The sequence below is a fragment of the Streptomyces sp. NRRL F-2664 genome (assembly GCF_000719345.1).
Classification (GTDB): domain Bacteria; phylum Actinomycetota; class Actinomycetes; order Streptomycetales; family Streptomycetaceae; genus Streptomyces.
Genome location: NZ_JOFX01000202.1, coordinates 1 through 1,446 on the forward strand (window position 1 = coordinate 1; position 1,446 = coordinate 1,446).

Consider the following 1,446-nt stretch of genomic DNA (forward strand, 5'->3'; position numbering starts at 1 on the left):
GACTTCCCAATCAGGAAGTCAAGCCGCCACGGTGACGGTCGGTGAGGCTTGATAGCACGCCCCGTCGCGGATCATTGCCCATAGAACATTGGCTCGACGTCGTGCCAGAGACAGCACTGCCTGCTTGTGTCCTTTCCCCTCAGCTCGCTTGCGTTCGTAGTACGTGCGTGACGCTGGGCACGATCGCAGGCTGGCCATGGCGGATAGGTAGAAGGCTCGCAGAAGGCCGCGGTGGTAGCGGCGGGGCCGGCGCATGTTGCCACTGACGCGGCCGGAGTCGCGTGGCACCGGGGACAGGCCGGCAAACGCGGCGAGGCGGTCAGCGGTGCCGAAGGCTTCCATGTCCCCGCCGGTGGCGGCGATGAATGTGGCCCCGAGCATGGCACCCATACCGGGCATGCTCTGGATCACCTCTGCATGCGAGTGCTCGTGAAACCGGGCCTCGATGAGTGCGTCGAGTTCGGCAATTTCCTCTTCGAGGGCCATCACCCCCTTCGCGAGGCGGGCCACCATCGAGGCCGCTAGTTTCTCGCCGGGCAACGCGGTGTGCTGGGCCTGGGCCGCCTCGACGACGGCCTGGGCGATGGTGTCGGCGCCGCGGGCCTTGCGGTTCTTCAACCAGGCCTCGATCCGCTTGGCACCGGCGCGGCGGATCGCGGCCGGGGTCTGGTAGCCGGTCAGCAGCATGACCGGCCCCTTGTTCGTCAGGCTCAGCGTCCGCTCCAACGCCGGAAAGATTTCGAGGAGTTGTTCCCGGAGTCGGTTGATCTGTCGGGTCCGGTCGTTGACGAGATCCGTGCGGCGCCTGACCAGGATCTTGAGGTCGACTGCTATCTCGTCGCCTGGCCGGAGTGCGCCGAGGTCCTTGCGCATGCGGGCCTGGTCGGCGATGACGAAGGCGTCCTTGGCGTCCGTCTTGCCCTGGCCTCGGTAGGCGGCCGATGCCTGGTGAACGGCCAGGCCGGTGAGGTAGACCATCGGCTGGTCATGGCCGAGCAGGAGACCGATCAGCAGGGCGGCCCCGCCGTGGTTGATGTCGACCGCCCAGAGCACATCCTCGGAGAGAGCGAGTACGTCGCTGATCAGCTTGAGCAGCTCTGTCTCGTCGTTGAGGACACGCCGTGACAGCAGGCGTTCGCCTTCCGCGTCGATCACCACGCAGTGGTGATGTTCCTTGCCGATGTCCACGCCGGCCCAGATCTGGGGCACGGTCACCTCCGCCAGCTCGTCGTCCAACAGCAATCCCGCAGACGACCTCGCCGACGTTGTCCTACACAGCGATCGAATCGCATATCCCAATTAGCGGTCGAGTCGTCGCGGGGCTCCGGGCGGCCAAGTCATTTGAGCCATCCAACGGCGACAAGCTCACAGCCATACCCAGAGCCCCTGGGGTCCGACGATCTTACGAATGACCGCCTCAGGCCCACGTCTGGAAGGTAGGACAAG

The 1,446-nt window shown here is 65.6% G+C and carries 1 protein-coding gene; it reads right to left on the reverse strand.

Features of this window, described 5'->3' with window-relative positions:
* Positions 1-18: 18 nt before the first annotated feature.
* Positions 19-1,209, reverse strand: coding sequence for an IS110 family transposase (locus IF89_RS0135335; RefSeq protein WP_030777204.1), 1,191 nt, complete (start codon positions 1,207-1,209; stop codon positions 19-21).
* Positions 1,210-1,446: the final 237 nt, after the last annotated feature.